The sequence below is a fragment of the Streptomyces aureocirculatus genome, assembly GCF_000720475.1.
GTDB lineage: Bacteria > Actinomycetota > Actinomycetes > Streptomycetales > Streptomycetaceae > Streptomyces > Streptomyces aureocirculatus.
Genome location: NZ_JOAP01000010.1, coordinates 14,574 through 31,304, shown reverse-complemented (window position 1 = coordinate 31,304; position 16,731 = coordinate 14,574). Strand labels below are relative to the sequence as shown.

Here is a 16,731-nt window from a genome sequence, read left to right as displayed (position 1 = left end):
CGAGGTGCTGGAGAGGGTCTGCTGAGCCATGCACATAGCCGAGGGTTTCCTCCCACCGGCGCACGCGATCGCCTGGGGCGTAGCGTCCGCGCCGTTCGTCGTCCACGGAGTCCGCTCCCTCACCCGTGAGGTCAAGGAACACCCGGAGAGCACACTGCTCCTGGGGGCCTCGGGTGCCTTCACGTTCGTTCTGTCCGCCCTGAAGATTCCGTCCGTGACGGGCAGTTGCTCGCATCCGACGGGAACGGGCCTCGGGGCCATCCTGTTCCGGCCGCCGATCATGGCGGTGCTCGGCACCATCACGTTGCTCTTCCAGGCCCTGCTGCTCGCCCACGGCGGGCTCACCACCCTGGGCGCCAACGTCTTCTCGATGGCGATCATCGGGCCCTGGGCCGGGTACGCCGTCTACAAACTCCTCAAACGGTACGAAGCGCCGCTCATGGTCGCTGTGTTCTTCGGTGCCTTCGTCGCCGACCTGTCGACGTACTGCGTCACCAGTGTCCAGCTCGCCCTGGCCTTCCCCGACCCGGGCAGCGGATTCCTCGGCGCCCTCGGCAAGTTCGGCGGCATCTTCGCCGTGACGCAGATCCCCCTCGCCGTCAGCGAGGGCCTGCTCACCGTCCTGGTGATGCGCCTGCTCGTGCAGTCGAGCAAGGGCGAGCTGACGCGGCTCGGCGTGCTCCTGCAGAGCAAGCGGCAGCAGCCGCGTACGGAGAAGACGGCGACCTCCGAGAAACCCGAGGCCCCCGAGGCCCCCGAGAAGCCCGAGAAGTCCGAGACGGGGGCGAGTGCCTGATGAACCGGAACACGAAGATCAATATTCTACTCGTCGTCATCGTCGTCGCCCTCGCGGTGCTGCCCCTGGCCCTCGGCCTCGGCGACCACAAGGACGAGCCGTTCACCGGCGCCGACGCCCAGGCGGAGACGGCGATCACCGAGATCGAGCCGGACTACGAGCCGTGGTTCACACCGCTGTACGAACCGCCGTCCGGCGAGGTCGAGTCCGCGCTCTTCGCCCTCCAGGCAGCCATCGGCGCGGGGGTGCTCGCGTACTACTTCGGGCTGCGCAGGGGCCGCCGCCAGGGCGCCGAGCGCGCACGGGCACAGGAGGCCGCCCCGGCCGGGAGCGCCACCGACGCGGAGGACGCCCGGGCCCGGACCGAAGACACCCGGTCCCGGACCGAACAGGTCTGACCCGGAGTGCTCCCCATCGACGCGGCGGCGCACAGCAGTCGCTGGCGCCGCCGCCACCCCGTGGACAAGGCCGTCCTCGGCCTCGGCCTCACGGTCCTCGCCATCTCCCTGCCGCCCTGGCCGGGCGCCGCCCTCGTCCTGGCCGCCGCGCTCACCCTGCTGCTCGGCCCGGCGGGGGTGGGGGCCCGCAAACTGTGGCGGGCCTACCGTGTACCGCTCGGGTTCTGTGTCACCGGCGCCCTGATCCTGCTCCTGCAGATCGGCGGGCCCGGCGGGTTCGTCACGCTCGCCGACGGCGGCCCCGCACGAGCGGGCGGCCTGCTCCTTCGGACGTCGGCGGCCTCGCTCGGCGTGCTGCTCTTCGCGTTCACCACACCGATGTCGGACCTGCTGCCCCGCCTGGTCAAGGCGGGCGTACCGGCGCCGGTGGTGGACGTGGCCCTGGTGACGTACCGGATGAGCTTCATGCTCCTGGACTCCATGAGCCGCATCCGGCAGGCCCAGGCCGCCCGGCTCGGCCACACCACCCGGGCGGCGACCTGGCGCTCCCTCGCCGGTCTCGGCGCCACCGCGTTCGTGCGGGCCTTCGACCGGGCGAGCAGGCTTCAGGCCGGGCTCGCCGGACGCGGCTACGACGGGACGCTGCGCGTGCTCGTGCCCGAGGTCCGGATCTCGCGGAGCTTCGTGGTGGCGAGCGCGGCGCTCCTCACCGGCCTGGTGGCCCTGACCCTCGTACTGGAAAGGTTTCTGCCATGAGCGAGCCGAGCGCCGCTCCGCACGGGGCTGCCCCGCCCCTGGTCGCGCTGCGCGGCGCGTCCTACGCGTACGAGGACGGGCCCACGGTGCTCAGCGGCCTGGACTTCGACGTCGTCGAGGGGCGTGCCGTCGCGCTGCTCGGGCGCAACGGCAGCGGCAAGACGACACTGATGCGGCTGCTCAGCGGCGGCCTGCGCCCGGACACGGGCACCCTCGGTGTCGAGGGCGTCCCCGTCCGGTACGACCGCAAGGGTCTGACCCGGTTGCGCACCACGGTGCAACTGGTCGTGCAGGACCCGGACGACCAGTTGTTCGCGGCCTCCGTCGCGCAGGACGTGTCCTTCGGGCCGCTGAACCTCGGTCTGCCCGACGGCGAGGTCCGCTCCCGTGTCGCCGAGGCGCTGGCCGCACTCGACATCGGCGACCTGGCCGACCGCCCCACCCACCTGCTCTCCTACGGCCAGCGCAAGCGGACCGCCATCGCCGGGGCCGTGGCGATGCGGCCCCGCGTGCTGATCCTCGACGAGCCGACCGCGGGGCTCGACCCCGACGGCCAGGAACGTCTCCTCGCCACCCTCGGGCGGCTGCGGGACACGGGGACGACCGTGCTCATGGCGACCCACGACGTGGACCTCGCCCTGCGCTGGGCCGACGACGCGGCGCTGCTCACCCCCGAGGGGGTGCGCACAGGGCCGGTGGCGGAGACGCTGGCCCGGCGCGACCTGCTCGCCCGGGCGGGCCTCGGCCTGCCGTGGGGGATCGCCGTGGCGGAGCTGCTGCGGGCGCGGGGGCTGCTGCCGGGGGCGGACGCGGAGCCGCGCACTCCGGACGAGCTGGCGGCACTCGCCGCGCGGGCGGCGCCCGGGGGGTGAGCGGTGCCCCAGGTGCAGGAGCGGCAACTCCCGCTCTTGGCAGCGGCCTGATCAGCCGTCAGTGGGCGCGCCGAGCGCATGGACGCAGTCGCGCTCCACACCCTGGTACCGATGCCGTGGGGCGCCCGTGCCGTACGAAGTTCACAACTAAACAGACAATAGGTATGAATTGCCCTAAACTGGTCCGAGGGTGGGCGCCACTGGACAGAGTGGCGACGTCTATATGAGGAGGCACTGATGCTTGCTCAGCACACACCGCTTCTGATCACTCCGACGGACACCGCGGCGCTCAGTACGGCCATGGTGGAGCCTGAGGCGGTTCTGAGCGATGCGCCGAAGTACGCGCCGGAAGCGGACGGGAAACTGCTGCTCGGCCTGCTGATCTCGCCGAAGGAGCCGAAGGAGCCGAAGGGCAAGTGAGTCCCGATCGGTCGCAGGCCGCGTATGCCGCGTCGGCGGCTGACCTGGCTCTTCGTGCCCTCGACGCCCTTCGCGGCGCCGGGGGCACAGCCATGGTCGCCGACCATGTCGAACAGGCGGACGACCCCAAGGCGGCGCTGGCCGCCATCCGCGTCGTCGGCGCCGATGTCTTCGCGCCCTTTCTCCTGGCCGACGCGGTGTTCCACCCGGCGGACGCGGCGGCCCTCGCCCAGTCCTTCGCGGTGTTCCCGCCCCCGGTCGGCACGCCCGCCCCGCCCCCGGCCGGGCCCGCCGAGCCCTGGCTGGCCGCCTGGCGGGACTGGGGCACGGCGACGCTGCTCGCCCGGTTCGCGGGTACGGAGACGGGCGGACTCCCCGCCGCCGGTACGGAGGCGGACGGTCCCTTCGCCGCCGGTACGGAGGTGGACCTTCCCTACGCCGACGTCGGGAGTGCCGGAGTTCCCCCCTCCACCGACATCGGCGGCGCGCTCGCCCCGCAGCCCAGCGGGGCCCCCGAGCTGGCGGAGGCAGACGGCGTCCCGGCCGTGAGCCACACCGGCCACACCGGTGCTCCCGGCCCCACCGGCACTCCCGGACCCGGCACCACCTGGCAGACCTGGTCCGTGCGCATGGGGCAGCTCTCCCCGCTCGCTCTGCCCGGACTCGATGGCCCCGTGCACGCCGTGGCACGCGCCGCCCCGCGGGCCCTCGCGCGCGGCGCCACGCGCGCCGTGCTCCGCCGGGACTTCCCCACCGCCGCACGCATCGCACGCTGGCTCGCCCTGCTGGCCGCCGAGGGCGAGCGCCTGCCCCTCGACCCGGTGCCCCTGGTCCGGCACCTTGGCCTGCACGGCGGTGGACCCCGCCTGGCCCTCGACGTCGCCATCGCCCGGCGGCTGCTCGCAGTGGAGGACGCATGACGTCGTCCGTGACGCGGACCGCGCACGAGGTGAGCGCGCGGGCCCTGGCCTGGCTGTACGACCATCGCGAGCGCGGCGCCCTGCCCGCCGACGCCACCGCGGAGCTGGGTGACCCCAACGGCGCCTACAAACCGCTGGGCGAGACCGCGCTTGCCGCCTCGCTCGTGCTGCGGGAGTCGGTCGCGGGCAGCACCGAGCTGCGCCTGGCCCGCGAACTGGTGGGCTTTTGCTGGCGGGAGTTCCGGGAGGGCGACATGCTGTACGAACGGCAGTTGCGGTTCTCGCTGATGACCGATCCGCTGGAGTCGTACGTCCCGTTCGCGCGCATCGGCTTGCGCCATGAAGCGCTCGACGTCCTGCTCGCCCACACCAGCGCGCTGCGTTCCGTCCGGAGTGCCGAGAGCGTGCCCAACCGTCGGCTCGCCGTCGCCAACGCCGCTCGCGTCGTGGGCCTCGACCAGGGCGAACGTGCCTACGACTGGGAGGCACTGACCCGGGCGACGTGGCTCGGGGCGACCCCCGAGCCCTGGCTCATCGACTGGATGACCGGCTACTGCGTCACCCACACGGTCTTCCACCTCACCGACTGGGGCGCCCGCCCGACCGGCCTGCCCGGGGACCTCACCGACTACGTGAGCACCTGGCTGCCGGTGTGGATCGACATCTGGGCCGAGATCGAGCAGTGGGACCTGGTCGCCGAGCTGATGATCGTCGGCTGTTGCCTGCCGGAGCCGTACTGCACGGCCGCGGACTGGGACCGCCTCGCCCGGGCTCAGCACCCGGACGGTCTGGTCCCGCGCGACGGCGACCCGATCCGCGACGAGCCCGCCCTGCGCTTCGCGGACCACCAGCACACCACCGTGGTGGCCACGATCGCCGGCACCCTCGCGGTGTCCCGCGCCCTGGACGGGACGGCGCGCGGACTGTGAGCCCGCACGAGGAACGCCCTGGTGCGGGGGACACGGCCGCGGGCCGCGACCGCACCGATCCGCCGCCTGCGGGGGCGGGCGGTGGACGTTCTGGTGCGGGGGGCGCGGATGGCGGGCATCCCGGCGCGGAGGATGCGGGTTCGGGTGGTAGGCGTGCCGGTCTGCCAGATGCGGAACCTGGTGGCGGACGTTCTGGCCTGCGGGACCTGGGCCCGGGTGCCAGGCTGCCGGATACGGGCCCGGGTGACGGGCATCCCGGCGCGCAGGACGCTGGCCCGGGTGGCGGGCGCCCTGGCCCGGGGGATGTATACCCGGGCGGTGGGCGTTCTGGCCTGCCACATGCGGGCCAAGGTGGCGAGCGCCCCGGCGTGGGGAACGCGGACCCTGGCGACGGCCGCCCCGGTGCGCCGCATGGGGAGCGCGGTGACGGGGGCTCCGGCGCAGGGGAGGCGGGCCCGTGCGAGGGCCGTCCGGCTTCGCCGTATGCGGAATGCCGCCCCGGTGCGCCGCATGGGGAGCGCGGTCACGGGGGCTCCGGCGCAGGGGAGGCGGGCCCGTGCGAGGGCCGTCCGGTTCCGCCGTATGCGGAACGCCGCCTCGGTGCGCCGCATGGGGAGCGCGGTGACGGGGGCTCCGGCGCAGGGGAGGCGGGCCCGTGCGAGGGCCGCCCGGTTCCGCCGTATGCGGAATGCCGCCCTGGTCCCCGGCATGGGGAGCGCGGTGACGGGGGCTCCGGCGCAGGGGAGGCGGGCCCGTGCGAGGGCCGCCCGGTTCCGCCGCATGCGGAACGCCGCTCCGCTCCGCCGCATGCGGAACGCCGCCCCGGTCCGCCGCATGGGGAGCGCGGTCACGGGGGCCCCGGCGCAGGGGACGCGGGCCCGCGCGAGGGCCGCCCGGCTTCGCCGTATGCGGAACGCCGCCCCGCTCCGCCGCATGCGGAACCCGGTGCCGGGCCCCCCGGCGCACAGCACGCGGGCCCAGGTGACCCCGCCTGGGCGGACGACCTGCTCGGCGCCCTGCGTGCCGCCGCACCCGGCGCGAGTGCGGTGGCCTTCGCCGTCCGGTGCGGGCCCGAACGGGTGCTGCTCGCCGGGGGCGACACGGCGCTGCGGGGTGGCGCGCCGGCCGACCCCGACACGCGCTTCGAGATCGGCTCCCTCACCAAGACGTTCACCGCGCTGCTCCTCGCCGAGATGGTCGCCCGCGGCGAGGTGGCCTACGACGACCCGGTCACCCGCTTCCTCCCCCGGGCCGCGGCCCCACGCCTGCGGGGCGCCCCCATCACCCTCCTCCACCTGGCCACCCACACCTCGGGCCTGCCACGCCTGCCGCCCGGCCTGGCGCGCCGCGGCGCGCCCGCCTGGTTCAGCAACCCCTACGCCGCCTACTCCGCCGACGACTGCCACCGCGCCCTGGCCCGCACCCGCCCCCGAACGCCCCCCGGTACCCGCGTCCGCTACTCCAACTTCGGCGTCGGACTGCTGGCCGACCTGCTCACCCGTGCCGCCCACGGCCCGGGCGACGGCGCCTACGCCAGGCTGCTCGCGGCCCGCGTCCTCGACCCGCTCGGCCTGACCCGCACCAACTGCGCCGCGGACCGGCCGCAGGCCACCGGATACTGGCACGGCAGGGCGCGCCCCCCCTGGGAGATCCCCGCGCTGCCCGGCGCGGGAGCGGTCCGCTCGAGCGCCCGTGACCTGCTCACGGCCCTGGACGCCCTCCTCGACCCCGCCGCGGTGCCGCCCGGCGTCCCCCGCACCCTGCGCACGGCACTCGCCGACGTCACCACCCCCCGGATCGCCCTGCCCCGCACGGGCAACCGCATCGCCCTGATCTGGAACATCCGCCCCCGGCCCGGCCGCGACCTCTACCACCACTCCGGCGGCACCAGGGGCTTCACCACCTTCGCGGGCTTCAGCCCGCAGACGAACGTGGCGCTGACCGCACTGGCCAACACGAGCCCCACGCTCAGCGGCGCCTTCACCCAGCGCGCGTACCTCGCACTGTGGACACTGGCCAAGGACAACGCGGCCGGATCCTCTCCTCACGCGCACCCGGGGCACCGTGTAATGGGCATACCCCGGCGGACTTGAGGGGAGTGGACTGTCAGTGCCCGGGGTCGGCCTGCTTACCTGGGGCATGTCCCGGAGCCTCCGTCACGGGCAGGCACTCGGCGAGCAGGTCGACGATGTCGCGCCAGGCCCGCCGCGCGTGCCGCGGGTGGTAGCCGACGCCGGGGACCGTGGGGTGGTCGACCGTCGGGTGGTGGAAGGCGTGCAAAGCGCCGCCGTACACCGTGAGGCGCCAGTCGACGCCCGCGGCCTGCATCTCCGCGGTGAACGCGCTCCGTTGCGCGGGCGACATGATCGGGTCCTCCGACCCGACCCCGGCCCACACCGGGCAGCGGATGCGCGCCGCCTCGCCCGGCCGGCCCGTGGTAGTTGCGTTGACTGTGCCGATCGCGCGCAGGCTGACGCCGTCGCGCCCGAGTTCAAGGCCGATGGCGCCCCCGGTGCCGTAGCCGACGGCGGCGATCCGGTCGGGGTCGGTCCGCGGTTCGGCGCGCAACACGTCGAGCGCCGCATGGCCGATGCCCCGCATCCGGTCGGGATCAGCGAGCAGCGGCAGACAACGGGCCAGCATCTCCTCGGGGTCGCCCAAATAGCGCCCGCCGTGAAGGTCGAAGGCCAGCGCTGTATATCCCAGCTCGGCGAGAGCATCGGCCCGGCGGCGCTCGACGTCGCTGAGCCCCGTGCCCTCCGGTCCGAGCAGCACCGCGGGCCGGCGGTCGACACCGGTCGGCAGAGCGAGGTGCCCGATCATCGTCAAACCGTCCGCGGGGTACTCGACCGTACGCGTCGTGATCGTCGTCATGAGACTGGACTGTAGTGATCGTCGAGCCCGGTCCGGCCGCTGTTCTGCCACTGGCAAAAGTTCACGCGGTTCGACGACGTCATGGACGCGTTTCAGGACTGAGCGCGTGGCGCCCACGTCGTCACCGTGGTGAGGAGCGCCGACGGTCTCCCGCAACTGGAGGCCGCCGACGCCCGGCGGGATCACACCGTGCCTGGTGGGATCAGGCTGTGCCCGGCGGGATCAGGCGGTGTGCAGCCTCAGCCCGTACCGGTTCAGGATCTCGTTGACGGGCTGGTACCACGTCTCGCCGCCGCTGCCGCAGTTGCCCCAGCCGCCGGAGGTGACGCCCTGGGCCTGGTCGCCGCTGAGGAACGAGCCGCCCGAGTCGCCGCCCTGGGCGCACACGCTGGTCTTGGTCAACTGGTGCACCACGGTGCCGTCCGAGTAGTTCACGGTCTCGTTCTTGGCGAGCACCCGGCCGCAGTGCCACTTGGTGGTGGAGCCGGAACGGCAGATCGAGGAGCCGACCGGCGCCTCGGCCGAACCGCGCACCAACTGGTCGGGGATGGTGCCCCAGCCGAGGACGACGGGCACGGTCCACCAGCCGTGCCCGATGGACACGTACGCGTAGTCGTCGCCGGGGAACGACGAGCCCTGGAACGTGCCCATGGCGGACCCGTCCCAGCCGCGCACGGACGCGCCCGCGCGCCCGCAGTGCCCGGCCGTCACGAAGCCGCCGTGCACCGAGAAGCCGATGGAACAGCGGACGTTGCCGGTGTAGTACGGGTCGCCGCCCACGGTTCCGGCGGCGAAGGTGCGGGGGCCTTCGGGAACGGTCGCCACGCGTACGGGCGCGGTGGCGCGGGCCCGCTTCAGAAAGGAGCTGACATCGTTGTCGGCACGGTGGCGGGCGACCACGCTCACGACGACGCCGTTCGTCTCGGGGTCGACGCGCCAACTCGCCACCCCAGCCGGGGCGTCGAGCTTGTCGATGCGCGCCTTCGCCGCGTCGAGCCGCGCGGCGCTGTGCTTCACCAGGCGCACGGCGGCTCCGGTCCTGCGTACCTCCGCCGCGGCCCGCTGTCCGGTGACGGCCACGGTCAGCCGGCCGCGTTCGGCGTCGAACCAGGAACCGCCGTACGCGGCACCCGCGGCCTTGCGGGCCGCGCGCTCGGTCCTTGCGGCCTGGCGTTCGTCGGCGAGCCGCTCGCGCGCGGCGGCGGGGCTCAGCCCGAGGTCGCGCCGCATGGCGTCGAACAGCGCGGGGGAGGCGGGCGTTCGGGGCGTGCGGTCGGCGGCGGCAGCGGTGGGGGCGAGCCCGGTGCCTGCGCAGGTGGCCATCAGCAGCAGGGCGGACAGGCCGAAGCGTGCTCCAGTTGTGCGTCTCACAGTGGGGGACCTCTCGTCGTGCCAGCGGGAATGAGGTGGACCAGAGTTGCTGAGAGCGCTCTCATCGCGGTGCGGCAGAGCGTAGAGAGACCCTGCGGTCAAGTCCATACCTGTCCCCGGAGTCGACGAGGCGGCCAGGGCGCGACGGCCCATCGCGACGAGTCGGGGTACGGCGTCTGCGGTACTCCCCTGGACGCGGTGTCCCTTGGGCGCGGTACCTCTGGTGGACGCGGTACCTCTGTCAGTGGCACCCGTGGACGCGGCGGTCCGGGAGGCCGGGGCGGTTCGCCCTCAGGCCTCGTCCTTCCGGCAGTCGGATTCTTCCGACCGCCTGAAGCAGGCCGTGATGGTCTTGCCGTCCGTCGTGGGATGGATGCTCCACGTGTCCGCGAGGGCGTCGACTATGGCCAGGCCGCGGCCGCCGAGGCTGCCCTCGTCCGCCTTGCGCGGCTCGGGTGCTCCGGGGCCCGAGTCGTGCACGCTCAGGTGCAGCGCCTGCCCGTCCCAGGTCAGCACCACCTGCGCCCCGGTGCGGGCGTGGTGGTGGGCGTTGGTGACGAGTTCGGAGACCGCGAGGACGACGGAGTCGACCGCGTCGGGATCCGTGTGCGTCCACCCCAAGGAGTCCATGTGGGCCCGAGCCCATTCCCGCCCCGCCCTGACCCCACGGGTCACGGGAAAGGACTGGGCCCAGCCCACGGCCCGTACCGAAGCATCCGACATGATCACCCTCACTCGCCTGACTCGCCTGACTCCACTGCGCGGCGGTCTGCACTGCGCGGCTGTCTGCCGTCCGGTTACCCCGCACGGACGTGCTCCAACAGGCCCCTTGGTAACGGACCAGGTCGGGGCCGTAGCGGAAGAGGAAACTCCGGATGCTGCGCGCATCCTGCGGCCGAAGAGGGGCATCCGCCGTTGCATGAGATTCGGCGGCGCGATGCGCAACGGGACGAGGCAGGCTCGGCGGGTGGCCAGGGGGCCCGCGATGGAAACGGCGGCACGGGCCGGGTTCGTGGCACGCGGGGCCCTCTACGTGCTCGTCGGGATCATCGCCCTGCGCGTCGCGTTCTCCGACGACGGCGGCAAGCAGGCCGACCGCGGCGGCGCGCTGACGGAGCTCGCCGACAAGCCGTTCGGGAACGTCCTGCTGTGGCTCCTCGGGCTCGCGCTCGCGGGCATGGCGCTGTGGCGGCTCTCTGAGGTGCTGTTCGGCCAGGTGGGCCCGGACGGGGACAAAGCGAGCAAACGGCTCTCGTCAGCAGCCAGGTGCGTCTTCTACGGCGTGGTCAGCTACACGGTCCTTGCCTACGTCACCGGGGACAAGGGCAGCGGCAGCGGCTCCACCGACCGGCAGAGCGACGACGTCACGGCGACCGCCCTCGGCTGGCCCGCGGGGCAGTGGATCGTCAGCGCCGCGGGCGCCGCCGTGGTGGTGACCGGTCTGGTGATCGCCGTCCGCGCCATACTGCGCAAGTACCACAAGCGCCTGCGGATGAGCGAGATGCCCGTGCCGGTGCGCCGGGCCGTGGACGTACTCGGCGTGACGGGCGGCGTCGGCCGCGGCTGCCTCTTCGCCGCGGTCGGCGCGTTCGTGCTCGTGGCCGCCGTGCGGCACAAGGCCGGGGAGGCCAAGGGCATGGACGACGTCCTGCGCTCCTTCCGCGAGACCCCCGCGGGCCCCTGGCTGCTCGTCGCGATGGCGCTGGCACTCGTGGCGTTCGGCGTCTTCTCGTGGGCCTGCGCACGCTGGCGCAAGGTATGAACGCGGGCAGGCCCCGCGGGCGGCGTACCGCTCAGGGAGTGACGTTTCAGGGAGTGACGTTCTTGACGGGCAGGTCCTTGCTCGCGCCCGCGAGGTAGTAGTCCTTGGGAGCGGAGAAGAGCACGAAATCGCGGTCGTAGCTCCGGATCCTGGCGCGGACGGTGAAGTTGCCCCGCGCGTCCGTGGTGGTCCGCGCGTTGTAGGCGGACTCGTAGTACGTGCGCAGCAGGACCCGGGTGCCCGCGACCGGGCCGTGGCCCGCGGGCCAGGTGACCTTGCCGGTGACGACGAGAGTGTCACCGGCACGCACCTTCGTGCGGTTGACCTTGTAGCTGATGCTGCTCGCCACGGCCTGGGCACGCACCGTGGTGTCGCCGAAGTAGATCTCGTTGTCGTCGGGAGGGCCCGGGTCGTACGAGGCCTGGAACTCCACCTGGTGCCGGGGGAACAGATGGACGCTGTCCGTGTTCTCCCAGCGGTCCGCCGTCACATCCGGCAGCGTGAACCGCCCGTCGGCGTCCGTGCGGACGGTGCCGAGCTTCAGGTACTCGCGCTCGGTCGGGTCGATGGGGTCGCCCCACGGATTCCAGGTGTTGTACAGGACGGCCTTGCCGAGCTCGACAGGGGCACCGGCCACGGGTGAGCCGTCGGCACGGGACACGGTGCCGGTGACATCGACAGCGCGGTGGTCGAAGTCGGTCGCTGAGGCGCTGGTGGAGACGGACACGGTGTACGCGGGCTCGGGCTGACCGCCCGGCGCGGACGCGGGGTCCGCGCCGTGGGCGGATGCCGGGCCGAGGCCGATGGTGGCGAGGGCGAGGGTGAGGGCGGCGGTCGCGGTCAGTCGGGCAACCGGAAAACGCGGACGCATGGGCACGTGAACTCCGTCGGGGTCGCGGCGCGGTCGAGGCCGGTATCGCCGCGGGCCCACGCACTGCCCACGGCGATACCGGTGCTGCCTGCCGGAGGTACCGGCGCAGGGTTCGACTCACGGAGCGCCGGGCGTGGTTGTAGGCGGCGCCAAGTGTGCATCTCCCGTACAGCGCACATTCGACGCCTTGTCGCCCCCTGTACGTCCTCGACGTCGCCCCCGCGAACTCACGCCTGCGTGCGCCGCACGCACTCCGTGATCACCGCGCCGAGGCTGCCCGTCCGGTCGAGCAGATCACGCTGTACGCGGGCGCCCGTGCCGTGCTCGAACAGCTCCGCCGCGTACTTGCGGACCATGCCGAGGTCACCGTTCTCACCCAGGGCGTCACGTACGTGGTCGAGCAGTGCCGCCACCACCTCCTCGGCGGGAGCGGGCCGCATCGTGACGGGATGGAGCAGGACGTCGTCGAGACCGGAGCGCGCGGCGCGCCACGCCGCGAGACGCAGCACGCTGACGCCGTGCCCGAGCGGAGGCGTCCCCGCGCGCCACTGGGCCACGGCCGTCTCCACAAGGGCCCGCGCGAGCGCGGCCACGAGGACGGTCGTATTGGCCTCAAGGCAGACGTCCGCGACGCGGATCTCCACGGTGGGGTAGCGGTGGGAGAGCCTGGCGTCGAAGTAGACCATGCCCGCGTCGCGCAGCACACCGGTGGCGATCATGGTCTCCACCTGTGCGTCGTAGCGTTCCGCGGAGCCGAAGATCTCGGCGGGGCCCGCCATGGGCCAGCGCCCCCACACCCGGCTGCGGTAGCTGGCGTACTTGCTGTCCTTGCCCTGCCAGAAAGGCGAGTTGGAACTGAGCGCGACCAGGACCGCGAGCCAGGGCCGGATGCGGTCCACGACCGCCACGCCCTCCTCCCGCGACTCGACCTCCACGTGTACATGGCAGCCGCAGGTCAGTTGCTCCTGGGTGGTGAGGCCGAACTGCTGCTCCATCCACTGGAAGCGCGGGCCCACATTGACCGAGGGGCTGGCGGGCAGGGGCGAGGTGGCGAGCGCGGCGACGGCCCCGCCCACGTCGTCGGCGTGCTGGGCGGCATCGGCACGCCACCGGCGGATCTCGTCCGCGAGGTCGCCCATGTCCGTGTGCGGCTGGGTCGCGAACTCGATCTGCTGCCGGTGCAGCTCCTTCTCGAAGGCCTCGTCCTCGGGATCACGGTAATCGGTGGGCCGGCTGGGACGACTGCCGGTTCCTGAGTCCTCGGCGCTGTCCTTGGCCGCCCGGGCAAGGACAGCGGAGGAAAGCGCCCGCGGCTCCCCACTCTGCCGGTCGAACAGAAGGAGTTCCTCTTCCACTCCCACGGTACGCATCCGCTACCGCCTTTCTTCTTCCCGCCCTCTTCGGCGGTTCGGGCACCCGCCCAGGTGCACGTGTACCCCATGTGGCGGGCGCATTCCGATTTCCTCGCAGGTCGGGCGCGCCCCGCACGCCGGAAGGTGTGCGCACCCCCGCTCATCGGCGCCCCGCGCCCCGCCCTCGATTCGCCGGACGGGCCGGAACTCTCGCTACCGCTCGCCTGTGGCTCCGGCCGTTCCTGTGACCGCGCCGTCCTGTGTCCGCCACCATTCCTGGCGCGGTTCAGCCCCTGCCGTGCCGACCACCGTCTGCGACCATGCAATCACCATGACCTCCCAACACCCTGACCAGGCGTCGCCGAACCACCTCCCCGCCTCCGCCGACGGCCCCGGACCCGCGAGCCGCAGCGCCGGTGCCGGGCGCGGTGGTGCCCCGCTCACCGTGGGGATCGAGGAGGAGCTCCTCCTCGTCGACCCCGTGTCCAGGGCTGTGAGCCCGCAGGGTCCGGAGGTGGCGCTCAGCGTCGCCGGTGAGCTCGGCGGGCGGGTCGGCACCGAGCTGTCCCGCTATCAGGTGGAGCTGCGGACCGACCCGCACACCGGCCTGGCGGCGGCGGGCGATCAGATCCGCGCGTCACGGGCCGCCCTCGTGCGCGCGGCCGCCCGCCACGGCCTGCGTGTCGCCTCCTCCGGTACGCCGGTATTCGGCCAGGCCTCACCGCTGCCGGTCACGCCGGGCCCCCGCTACGCGCGGAGCGTCGCCACCTTCCGCGCCCTCGACGACGAACAGAGCACCTGCGCGTGCCACATCCACGTCGGCCTGCCCGACACCAGGGACGCGGTCAAGGTGAGCAACCATCTGCGGCCCTGGCTGCCGACGCTGACCGCGCTCGCCGCGAACTCCCCGTACTGGGCCGGTCAGGACACGGGGTACGACAGTTGGCGTGCCACGTGCTGGGGGCGGTGGCCCGTGGCGGGGCCGCCGCCGTACTTCGAGTCGACCGCCCACTTCGACGAACTCGTGCAGGGGCTCGTCGAAGCCGGAGCGGTCATGGACCGCTCCGGCCTGTACTGGGACATCCGCCCCTCCCACCACGTCCCCACCCTGGAGGTGCGCGTCGCCGACGCGGCCCTCACCGCCGGGGACACCGTCCTGCTCGCCGCTCTCGTCCGCGCCCTGACCACCTCCGCCCTACAGGCGCTGCGGACCGGTGAACCCGCCCCGCGCCCGGCTCCCGAGATGCTGCGTGCCGCCTGCTGGCGCGCGGCACGCGACGGCCTGGCCGGCGACGGCATCGACCTGGTCACCGGCCGCCTCGTGCCCCAGACCGACCTGGTGGAGCGGCTGCTGACCCGCGTCGCCCCGGCGCTGCGCCGCCATGGGGATCTCGATCTGACGCGGGAGCAGTGGGCGCGTCTGCGTGCCGAGGGGAACGGCGCCGAACGCCAGCGTGCCGCCTTCCGGCGGCGCTCCAGCCTCCATGACGTCGTCGACTACGTGGTCTCGGTCACGAGCCCGGGCTGAGCCGCGGACCGAACGGGGCGCCGGAAACGGCGGACCCGCAGCCGTCGAAGCGGCCGCGCGAGGCCTCGATGTGACCGAGGTACCTGTGCGTCCAGTCGCACATGTGGTCCACCGTCGTGCGCAGGGCCCGGCCCGGCTCGGTGAGGGTGTACTCGACCCGCGGCGGCACCGTGGGGTGCACGGTCCGCTCGACCAGGCCGTAGCGCTCCAGCATGCGCAGGTTCTGGGTGAGCATCTTGTGACTGATGCCCTCGACCTCGTCGCGCACCTCGCCGAAGCGCAGGGTGCGGTCACCGACGGCCTCGATGATCAGGAGCGCCCATTTGTTGGCGACGTCCGAGAAGATCTCCCGGGCGAGGGAGTCCGCGCGCCGCAGATCCGCTTCTTCGGGTGCGCCCGCGACACCCGTGAACTGCTTGGTCACCATGGGGTTCCCCAGTCACCTAAAAGTGCGTTCTTCCATGTCAGCGCACACTCTCCTACGGTTCCCAAGTAACCGCAAGAGACCGTGACAAGGAGGCGGGCAGCATGGCCATCACCCTGGTGAACCCCGAAGGACTGCCGAGGATCGACGCGTACCGGCAGGTGGCGATCGCGAGAGGGAGCAGGCTCGTCTTCGTCGCCGGTCAGGTCGCCTGGGACGCGGACGGCGTCACGGTCGGCGAGGGCGACCTCGCCGCTCAGGTCGAGCAGTGCTATCTCAACGTCGCGACCGCCCTTGCCGCGGCGGGCGGCACCTTCGACGACGTGGCGAAGCTGACCGTCTACGTCGTCGACTGGACCCCCGACAAGATGCCGCTGTTCCTGGCGGGCGCGGCCCGGGCGGCCGCGAAGCTCGGCGGCGCCCCGGTGCCGCCCGGCACCCTGGTGGGGGTCGCGGCCCTGGACATCCCCGCCCACCTGGTCGAGCTGGAGGCCACCGCAGTCCTGAGCTGAACGGCCCCCTCGCCGCCTCTCTTCTCTCTCCCTTCCGTCTCACCGTGCACACGAACACCGTACGCACCAGCCGTACGCTGGGCGACTTGCGCACGCTGTGCGGGTTCCGTACGGTGTTCTTAGAAGACGCACACTGTTCGGGCCAGTCGCACTCGGCTCGCCGGACGGGAGGGAAGAGGAGCCCCGATGGAATGTCTCGTACGACCCTCCCGTGACCTCGCCTGGGGTTCGGCCGCCCCGGCCCCCGCGGAGCTGGCGGCCGAGCCCGCGAAGCCTGCCGCCGCGGCCTCGCCCGGCCCGCTCGCGGCGTTCGCGCGCTTCGTGTTCTGCGGCGGCGGCATCGGCCTCGCCTCCAGCTTCGCGGTGTTCCTGCTCGCGGCCTTGATGCCGTGGGCGGTGGCGAACGCGGTGATCACGGTCGTGTCGACCGTCCTCGCCTCCGAGCTGCACGCGCGCTTCACCTTCGGCAAGGGCGGCCGGTGCGGACTGCGCGGGCATCTGCAGTCCGCGGGCACGGCCGCGGGCGCCTACGCGGTGACGACCGCCGCGATGATCGCCCTGCACATGGTGCAGAGCTCGCCCGGCGCGGTGTACGAGCAGATCGTCTACCTCTCCGCTTCGGCGCTCGCCGGGGTGGCGCGCTTCGTGGTGCTGCGGCTCTTCGTCTTCTCGGGCGACAAGCGGAAGCTGGCACTCGGCACGCCCGCGCCGCGCCTCGGCAAGGCGGTGCACCCCGGCGTCACCGTCGAGGTCACCTTCGACGTGACGGAGCAGGGCGTGAAGTGGGCGTACACGTGGGAGACCGGCCAGGGCGCCGAGCGCAGGTCCGGCGCGGGCTCCGGCCGGGTCAAGGGGCGCACGTACGGCTGGAAGCCGGGGAAGTACGCGGCGCTCGCCAACTAGCGCACTGTGGAAGCGGATTCACGGGCCGACGGGAGACGCCGGA

The 16,731-nt window shown here is 73.1% G+C and carries 18 protein-coding genes; 12 read left to right on the top strand and 6 right to left on the bottom strand.

Annotation, left to right across the window (positions count from 1 at the left end; translation table 11 throughout):
* The first annotated feature begins 28 nt into the window (after nt 1–28).
* The 8 genes from IG78_RS0111675 (at nt 29) to IG78_RS0111635 (ending at nt 7,184) form a co-directional block, all read left to right on the top strand.
* Nucleotides 29–796 carry an energy-coupling factor ABC transporter permease gene (locus IG78_RS0111675; protein ID WP_078964919.1) on the top strand — a complete coding sequence of 256 codons (768 nt, stop codon included), beginning with the start codon at nt 29–31 and terminating at the stop codon, nt 794–796.
* Entirely contained in the window at nt 796–1,194 is a 399-nt protein-coding gene (locus IG78_RS0111670) for an energy-coupling factor ABC transporter substrate-binding protein (protein WP_051852548.1), read from the top strand. The genes IG78_RS0111675 and IG78_RS0111670 overlap by 1 nt, the downstream gene beginning before the upstream one ends.
* Nucleotides 1,195–1,200: 6 nt before the next feature.
* Nucleotides 1,201–1,950 carry a cobalt ECF transporter T component CbiQ gene (gene cbiQ / locus IG78_RS0111665; protein ID WP_030561932.1) on the top strand — a complete coding sequence of 250 codons (750 nt, stop codon included), beginning with the start codon at nt 1,201–1,203 and terminating at the stop codon, nt 1,948–1,950.
* A complete protein-coding gene (locus IG78_RS0111660; protein ID WP_030561930.1) occupies nt 1,947–2,822 on the top strand; it encodes an energy-coupling factor ABC transporter ATP-binding protein in 876 nt (291 codons plus the stop codon). Before cbiQ ends, IG78_RS0111660 begins: the two co-directional genes overlap by 4 nt.
* Before the next feature lie 237 nt (nt 2,823–3,059).
* Complete coding sequence (locus IG78_RS0111655; RefSeq protein WP_030561928.1) at nt 3,060–3,242, top strand: hypothetical protein; 183 nt, start codon at nt 3,060–3,062, stop codon at nt 3,240–3,242.
* Nucleotides 3,239–4,162: a hypothetical protein gene (locus IG78_RS41975; protein WP_037685202.1), complete on the top strand. Its 924-nt coding sequence runs from the start codon at nt 3,239–3,241 to the stop codon at nt 4,160–4,162. Before IG78_RS0111655 ends, IG78_RS41975 begins: the two co-directional genes overlap by 4 nt.
* Complete coding sequence (locus tag IG78_RS0111640) at nt 4,159–5,091, top strand: DUF6895 family protein (protein ID WP_030561927.1); 933 nt, start codon at nt 4,159–4,161, stop codon at nt 5,089–5,091. Before IG78_RS41975 ends, IG78_RS0111640 begins: the two co-directional genes overlap by 4 nt.
* Before the next feature lie 1,046 nt (nt 5,092–6,137).
* Nucleotides 6,138–7,184: a serine hydrolase domain-containing protein gene (locus tag IG78_RS0111635; protein WP_225882012.1), complete on the top strand. Its 1,047-nt coding sequence runs from the start codon at nt 6,138–6,140 to the stop codon at nt 7,182–7,184.
* Nucleotides 7,185–7,197: 13 nt separating this feature from the next.
* Here IG78_RS0111635 and IG78_RS0111630 read toward each other — a convergent pair whose 3' ends face one another.
* The 3 genes from IG78_RS0111630 to IG78_RS0111620 all read right to left on the bottom strand — a co-directional run bounded on the left by IG78_RS0111630 (nt 7,198) and on the right by IG78_RS0111620 (nt 10,059).
* Nucleotides 7,198–7,965, bottom strand: a complete 768-nt coding sequence (locus IG78_RS0111630) for a dienelactone hydrolase family protein (protein WP_030561923.1) — start codon at nt 7,963–7,965, stop codon at nt 7,198–7,200.
* Between the two features lie 222 nt (nt 7,966–8,187).
* The gene (locus tag IG78_RS0111625) at nt 8,188–9,336 is read right to left on the bottom strand and encodes a S1 family peptidase (RefSeq protein WP_030561921.1); all 1,149 of its coding nucleotides are present in this window, start codon (nt 9,334–9,336) and stop codon (nt 8,188–8,190) included.
* Between the two features lie 291 nt (nt 9,337–9,627).
* On the bottom strand, nt 9,628–10,059 hold the full coding sequence (locus tag IG78_RS0111620; protein WP_051852563.1) for an ATP-binding protein: 432 nt from the start codon (nt 10,057–10,059) through the stop codon (nt 9,628–9,630).
* 262 nt (nt 10,060–10,321) lie between these two features.
* Here IG78_RS0111620 and IG78_RS0111615 point away from each other — a divergent pair, with 262 nt between their 5' ends.
* Entirely contained in the window at nt 10,322–11,098 is a 777-nt protein-coding gene (locus tag IG78_RS0111615; RefSeq protein ID WP_030561918.1) for a DUF1206 domain-containing protein, read from the top strand.
* 46 nt (nt 11,099–11,144) lie between these two features.
* On the opposite strand, the gene IG78_RS0111610 is transcribed toward IG78_RS0111615, so the two are convergent.
* A complete protein-coding gene (locus IG78_RS0111610) occupies nt 11,145–11,969 on the bottom strand; it encodes a peptidase associated/transthyretin-like domain-containing protein (RefSeq protein WP_030561916.1) in 825 nt (274 codons plus the stop codon).
* A 227-nt stretch (nt 11,970–12,196) separates the two neighbouring features.
* Nucleotides 12,197–13,339 (bottom strand): glutamate--cysteine ligase 2, encoded by a 1,143-nt coding sequence (locus IG78_RS0111605; protein WP_030561914.1) that lies wholly within the window; start codon nt 13,337–13,339, stop codon nt 12,197–12,199.
* A 313-nt stretch (nt 13,340–13,652) separates the two neighbouring features.
* Here IG78_RS0111605 and IG78_RS0111600 point away from each other — a divergent pair, with 313 nt between their 5' ends.
* Nucleotides 13,653–14,849 (top strand): carboxylate-amine ligase, encoded by a 1,197-nt coding sequence (locus IG78_RS0111600; RefSeq protein ID WP_031128568.1) that lies wholly within the window; start codon nt 13,653–13,655, stop codon nt 14,847–14,849.
* On the opposite strand, the gene IG78_RS0111595 is transcribed toward IG78_RS0111600, so the two are convergent.
* A complete protein-coding gene (locus IG78_RS0111595) occupies nt 14,833–15,276 on the bottom strand; it encodes a winged helix-turn-helix transcriptional regulator (protein ID WP_051852546.1) in 444 nt (147 codons plus the stop codon). The genes IG78_RS0111600 and IG78_RS0111595 overlap by 17 nt on opposite strands.
* 101 nt (nt 15,277–15,377) lie before the next feature.
* Here IG78_RS0111595 and IG78_RS0111590 point away from each other — a divergent pair, with 101 nt between their 5' ends.
* Complete coding sequence (locus IG78_RS0111590) at nt 15,378–15,785, top strand: RidA family protein (RefSeq protein ID WP_030561909.1); 408 nt, start codon at nt 15,378–15,380, stop codon at nt 15,783–15,785.
* A 186-nt stretch (nt 15,786–15,971) separates the two neighbouring features.
* Nucleotides 15,972–16,688 (top strand): GtrA family protein, encoded by a 717-nt coding sequence (locus tag IG78_RS52625; RefSeq protein ID WP_063760736.1) that lies wholly within the window; start codon nt 15,972–15,974, stop codon nt 16,686–16,688.
* The last annotated feature ends 43 nt before the right edge of the window (nt 16,689–16,731 follow it).